General features: G+C 34.5%; 7 protein-coding genes. All 7 read left to right on the top strand.

Annotation, left to right across the window (positions count from 1 at the left end; translation table 11 throughout):
- Nucleotides 1–307 precede the first annotated feature (307 nt).
- The 7 genes from ACP6PM_RS16535 to ACP6PM_RS16505 all read left to right on the top strand — a co-directional run bounded on the left by ACP6PM_RS16535 (nucleotide 308) and on the right by ACP6PM_RS16505 (nucleotide 5,476).
- A complete protein-coding gene (locus ACP6PM_RS16535) occupies nucleotides 308–595 on the top strand; it encodes a hypothetical protein (RefSeq protein WP_426586465.1) in 288 nt (95 codons plus the stop codon).
- Nucleotides 596–736: 141 nt separating this feature from the next.
- Nucleotides 737–1,534 (top strand): DUF874 family protein, encoded by a 798-nt coding sequence (locus ACP6PM_RS16530; protein WP_426586463.1) that lies wholly within the window; start codon nucleotides 737–739, stop codon nucleotides 1,532–1,534.
- 150 nt (nucleotides 1,535–1,684) lie between these two features.
- Nucleotides 1,685–2,056, top strand: a complete 372-nt coding sequence (gene hypA, locus ACP6PM_RS16525) for a hydrogenase maturation nickel metallochaperone HypA (protein WP_426586461.1) — start codon at nucleotides 1,685–1,687, stop codon at nucleotides 2,054–2,056.
- A gap of 463 nt (nucleotides 2,057–2,519) precedes the next feature.
- The gene (locus ACP6PM_RS16520) at nucleotides 2,520–3,923 is read left to right on the top strand and encodes an ammonium transporter (RefSeq protein WP_426586459.1); all 1,404 of its coding nucleotides are present in this window, start codon (nucleotides 2,520–2,522) and stop codon (nucleotides 3,921–3,923) included.
- A gap of 10 nt (nucleotides 3,924–3,933) precedes the next feature.
- Nucleotides 3,934–4,737, top strand: a complete 804-nt coding sequence (locus ACP6PM_RS16515; protein ID WP_426586457.1) for a hypothetical protein — start codon at nucleotides 3,934–3,936, stop codon at nucleotides 4,735–4,737.
- A gap of 245 nt (nucleotides 4,738–4,982) precedes the next feature.
- Nucleotides 4,983–5,105 (top strand): hypothetical protein, encoded by a 123-nt coding sequence (locus ACP6PM_RS16510; RefSeq protein WP_426586455.1) that lies wholly within the window; start codon nucleotides 4,983–4,985, stop codon nucleotides 5,103–5,105.
- Between the two features lie 29 nt (nucleotides 5,106–5,134).
- Entirely contained in the window at nucleotides 5,135–5,476 is a 342-nt protein-coding gene (locus ACP6PM_RS16505; RefSeq protein ID WP_426586538.1) for a DUF2887 domain-containing protein, read from the top strand.
- Nucleotides 5,477–5,517: the final 41 nt, after the last annotated feature.

Below are 5,517 nucleotides of genomic sequence, written 5' to 3'. Positions count from 1 at the left end.
AAAGTCAAATTTTATCGGCTCAAAACTTTGACACTCGCTCAAAAAATATTTTCCCAAAGATTTTTTTCACGAATGTAGGGATGATGAAAATTTTGTAGGGGTTTGGTCTCCCAATCATCCCACTTCTAGAAGTTAAAAGTCAAATTTTATCGGCTCAAAACTTTGACACTCGCTCAAAAAATATTTTCCCTTTGAAGCTTTTTTTCTTCTGCCTTCTGCCTTCCTGACTTCAAAAAAGTATAAGTATTCAACCGGAGATAATATTAATATCAAATTTTTAAGTTTAAAACCTGAATATTTAAAGAACATGACAATTTTTTTTGATGCTAAAATTGAAATTATTGAACTTAATAAGTATCAAGAACGTCCTGGATTTTCTGATAAATATCATCTGGTCAAATTCTTGCTACACTCAGATGGAATAAATTCCTTTGAAGTTAATATTTGGGTTCATTCTAATTATCCAGAAGCAGAAATAATTAAAGTTGCTAGAACTTTTTTAAATCGTCGTTTACAAGATTTTGTGGAATTAACAAGTGAGGATATTTATGCACCAGATGAAGTTGATGCTTTGTGGCAGTCTTTCAACAATTAATAATTAATAATTAATAATTGATTTACAGCACTTTTGAGGATAGTGAGGTACACTTATAGGACTATTCCTATATTTCCTATTTCCTGTTCCCTGTTCCCTATTCCCTATTCCCTATTCCCTAATTAATAAAGGAAAAAAATTATGTCTACATTACCAATACAAACAAATATTGAATCATCCCCCAAAAGTTTCAAAAATCAACCAGAAGATTTTGAATTTGTAGAACCAGATATTAGTGATATTATTACTGAGGATGATACTCCTGTGGATAATTTAATTACTGAGAAACAACAACGACTATTAACTACTACTTTATATAGTTCTTTTTCAACAGACTTACAATTTTTAGCAACTGCGAATGTAGGACTTTTTTACGGCAATAAAATACCACCACTTGTACCAGACGTTCTCCTTAGTTTACGAGTCAAAGTACCGGAAGATTGGAGTCAAAAACAGAATCGTTCTTATTTTGTATTTTCTTTTGGCAAACCTCCAGAAATAGCTATCGAAATTGTCTCTAATAAAATTGGTAATGAACTAGGTAGTAAATTACAAGATTATGCTTTTGCTGCGGTTGGTTATTATGTCGTTTTTGACCCACTTAAACAACTTGGGGAAACTATTTTACGAGTATATGAATTACGAGGTAATAGTTATGTAGAGCTAGGAAATTTCTATTTGTCTCAAGTGGGATTGGGTTTAACAATTTGGCATGGTATTTTTGAAGGAAAAGAATATGATTGGTTGCGCTGGTGTGATGATTCGGGGAATATTTTGTTAACTGGAGATGAACGTGCAGAACAAGAAAAACAACGAGCCGAACAAGAAAAGCAACGAGCAGAACAAGAAAAACAACGAGCCGAACAAGAAAAACAACGAGCTGACCGACTAGCAGAACTTCTCAGAGAAAGAGGTATTAACCCTGATGAACTTTTGTAGTTAAAAAATGTGGTAGGCGATCGCCTACTACTGACATTTTTTGGGGAGAGAGAAAATAGTTTTTTGATCGGTCAATATAAATAGTCTCAAACTAAATTTTTTAGGCTAAAAGTTCTCTCCCTATCTTCTAAATTTTAGCTGAAAAATTACTTGAAAAACTGGAAAAATATTTTAAATATGCACGAATTAGGAATTACTCAAAATATTGTTGCTATAGTTGCCGAAAACGCTAAAGACAAATCGGTCAAAAGAGTCACCTTAGAGATAGGTGAACTTTCTGCTATTATGCCTGATGCTATTGAATTTTGTTTTGATGTTTGTAGTAAAGGTACTGTTTTAGAAGGGGCAACTTTAGAAATTATCAAAATTCCCGGTTTAGGAAAATGTCGTCAATGCGCAACAGAAATTCCCCTAGAGCAACCATTCGGCGTTTGTCATGTTTGTAACAGTGTTGAACTTGATATTATTCAAGGTCAAGAACTTAAAATTAAGGAAATGGAGGTAGAAGAATTATGTGTGTAATATCAAAAAAATTGAGGCAAACCTCAAATTAACTACTAGACATCTCCAAAAATCAAAAATAAAATCAATTATTATCCATAAATTATCAATTACTCCCCTCCTGGGAGGGGTTAGGGGTGGGTTAAGTGTTCCCAGTTAAGTGTTAAGTGTTCCCTCTTTTCTGGAGATGTCTACTTCAACTTTTCCTGTTCAGTAAAATTTACGCTATATAATGTAAGACAATATTTGTTTATGTTATTCGATAGTAAAATGTTCAATAAACCAATTACTTTTAGGAAATTGTTGGGACTTTATTCTCAATTGGAGGAATAGAGGAATATGTTGCTTACTATGGCTCATCTAAAACCGATATCCTTATAGCAGCACTCACTAGCTATTTAAAATCTTCTGATTAACTTCCATTCGCAGAAAGCGATGCTAGAACATGATAGAAATATGAGTCAATGTAGATCGGACAAAAAATATGATCGATAATAAATACTCAGCAATGTTAAAATTATATAAAATTTTCATTTTAGTAGCTACAGTTACCATTTTTGTACTATTTCCTACTATATTATCTGCACAAGATATCCAAGAACAAGTAATATCCCAAGTCACAAAAGCCTCTAGTAACGTGTCCCTAGAGAATGCAGTTGACAACCTTTGGGTGCTAGTAGCAGGAATATTAGTATTAATGATGCAGCTAGGTTTTGCCATGTTGGAGGCAGGATTTAATGCAGCTAAAAATACAGTGAATGTCCTGTTTAAAAATGTTACTGATGCTTGTGTGGGAATTATAGTTTACTTTTTCTTTGGCTATGCGTTAATGTATCGTCCTGAAAACTGTCAATCTATCAATATAATACCAAAAATTCTCGGCATCAGTATATCCTACTTAGGTTTGAACGATCCTTGCTCTAGACAGGGCGTAGAACATTTATCCCTCTATATAGATTTCTTCTTTCAAGCTGCTTTTGCTGCTACAGCGGCAACAATCTGTTCTGGAGCTGTTGCAGGTAGAATTAAGCCCTGGGCATATTTACTGTTGACATTCTTGATTACAGCTTTGGTTTACCCAGTCAGTGGCTATTGGGTTTGGGGAGGCGGTTGGTTAGGTCAATGGGGCTTTCATGATTTTGCTGGCTCTGTGGTTGTTCATGGTGTTGGAGGGGGTGCTTCCTTGGCAATTGTAAATATTTTGAAGTCACGAAGAGGAAGGTTCAATCAAGAACTAATAACTAAAGAAGAGGCAAAACAATTGTTGCCCCACAGTTTACCCCTTGGTGCGATGGGAACTTTTATTTTGTGGATTGGGTGGTACGGCTTTAATGCTGGAAGTACCTTGGGTATTGCAGGAGTTAGCTCCCCAGACGAAGTAGGAAAAATTGTAGTAAATACGACCATTGCAGCCTGTGCTAGTGCTTGCACTGCCATAGTTTACAGAAAGCTTACAAACAGTAGACTAGACCTCTCAACTGTTCTCAACAGTCTGTTAGGGGGACTTGTAGGAATTACAGCTTCATGCGATGCCGTCAGTCCAATTAAATCTCTAATTATTGGAGTAGTTGCAGGACTGGTTGTCATTATAGGTATTAACTGGTTGTATGAACAAGAAATTGATGATGCTGTTGGTGCAATACCTGTACACTGCTTTTGTGGTATTTGGGGAGGATTAGCTACTGGCTTCTTAACAGATATCAATACTTTTAAGCAAATAGTCGGCTCATTATTAATACCTGGATGGTCTTTTGTTGTAATTTGGTTATCCTTTAAGATTATAAACTCAATTTTTGGTATCAGAGTCAAAGCAGACGAAGAAAAAAGCGGGTTAGATTGGCCGGAACATGGTGAATATGCTTACCTGTCACTGGAGGAAAAGGAGTAAGTTTGAACCAATGAATATTAATGAAATGAAGTCGAAGATTAATGAAATTAGGTCAGAATTGAATAATTTCAACTACGATAATTTTGCTTATAAAAACCGCAAAAGCTCTAATCCTGAAAAGCTTACCAATAGTTTCTCAAGTCTATTAGATAAACTAGAGCAATTGGCAACCGAAGCATCAAGTAAGTTTCCGGATTCACAAGTATACAGTTTGTTTGAAAAGGGTAAAAAGTTACTAGATGTTAGAAAAAGGTTAGTTCTAAGTGAAGATTTAGATACAGGAAAAGATTTTTTTTTACAAACTATTAATATTATTGAGGAAAACTTTGAAGGAAAGAAAAAACAACCTGAAGTTTCATCTATTAATTCATCTGGAGAAAAGTCTAAGTCAGAGAAGAAAACATTTATCTCATTTTATGATGAAGAAGTGTTAAGACAAATTAAAACTGTATTTGGTATGTTGGGGGTACTAGCTCCAGAGATGAATAACTTGCCGACTCTTGCACGAAGCCAATTAAGCAAACTGAAAACAATAAATACTAGAATTAATGAAATACGTTCCCTATGTTCCAGTGCAATTATTTGTTTGCCACGGCAAAATCTACAGGAAAAATCAATTAGCTCACTTGCATACATTGATTTGGGAGCTTGCCTAGCTTTTTTCCCTAAACGAACTATTCTGATACATCAAGGAAATAAGCTACCAGAATACTTGAAAAGTAATGTGGAAGTTTTTCAGTATCTTGGAAATTTAGATTTTGATACAGGGATGGAACTTGCTCGCCAAATATTGAAAGTATTCAGGAAGGATTAATAGGCTCTAACAAAAAATGACAGACAAAGACTTCAAGTAATAAGGTAACCGAATAGGTAGACTAATTTATGCCTACTATGTAGGCGGAATAATTAACAATTATCCTGCCGAACATAAAGCAAGACTTAGCAGATGTAGCAGCAGAAATTCAACAGCTTTTACAACGACTTGAACAAAGTTATCCAAATGCAACAGAAATTGAAAAACAGAGTGCTTGACAACAATAAATTCAGCAAAATCCTACGTTGAAAGCTAGATTAATTAACGCTTTTAAAGAAGGAGGAATCGAAGCATTAAAAGTATTATTTGGTCTTGTTGGAATTCCCGTTGAAATGGTCAAAGGTTGGATTGAGGCAGAAGCTTCATAGTTTATCCAAAAAGTAGGCGGTAGGTACATATTTATCCACACTTTGGCAATATTTTAGCGTCAAATCAAGCCCAACGAATTTATTTAGACGAACTGGAAGAAACTGTAAGTGGTTCATTAGGGGTTGGAGTTGTTAAACTGGTAATTGAGCCAGAAACTCAAGCGATTAATTTGGCTAAATCTTTAATTTATCAAACCAAAGAGGAAATTATTGAGCCAAAGATTCAAGAAAATTTAATCGACTTAATTCAAACAATTATTGTTTATAAGTTACCCCAAAAAACAAGAAAAGAGATTGAAGCAATGTTAGGTTTAAGTGAATTGAAAAAAACTAAGGTTTATCAAGAGGCTTTTGCTGAAGGTAAAGATTAAGGCAAAGCTGAAGGCAAAGTAGAACCTAACTTAAAATTTGT

The organism is Dapis brunnea BLCC-M229 (genome assembly GCF_050015995.1).
Classification (GTDB): Bacteria; Cyanobacteriota; Cyanobacteriia; order Cyanobacteriales; family Microcoleaceae; genus Trichodesmium.
The sequence above is the reverse complement of the archived record's forward strand: the minus strand, read 5'-3'. Positions and strand labels throughout refer to the sequence as shown.

What these genes read in the sequence shown, in the direction of transcription:
- ACP6PM_RS16530 (WP_426586463.1), top strand. Translation starts at nt 737, where the DNA reads ATGTCTACATTACCAATACAAACAAATATTGAATCATCCCCCAAAAGT.
- ACP6PM_RS16515 (WP_426586457.1), top strand. Translation starts at nt 3,934, where the DNA reads ATGAATATTAATGAAATGAAGTCGAAGATTAATGAAATTAGGTCAGAA.
- ACP6PM_RS16535 (WP_426586465.1), top strand. Translation starts at nt 308, where the DNA reads ATGACAATTTTTTTTGATGCTAAAATTGAAATTATTGAACTTAATAAG.
- ACP6PM_RS16520 (WP_426586459.1), top strand. Translation starts at nt 2,520, where the DNA reads ATGATCGATAATAAATACTCAGCAATGTTAAAATTATATAAAATTTTC.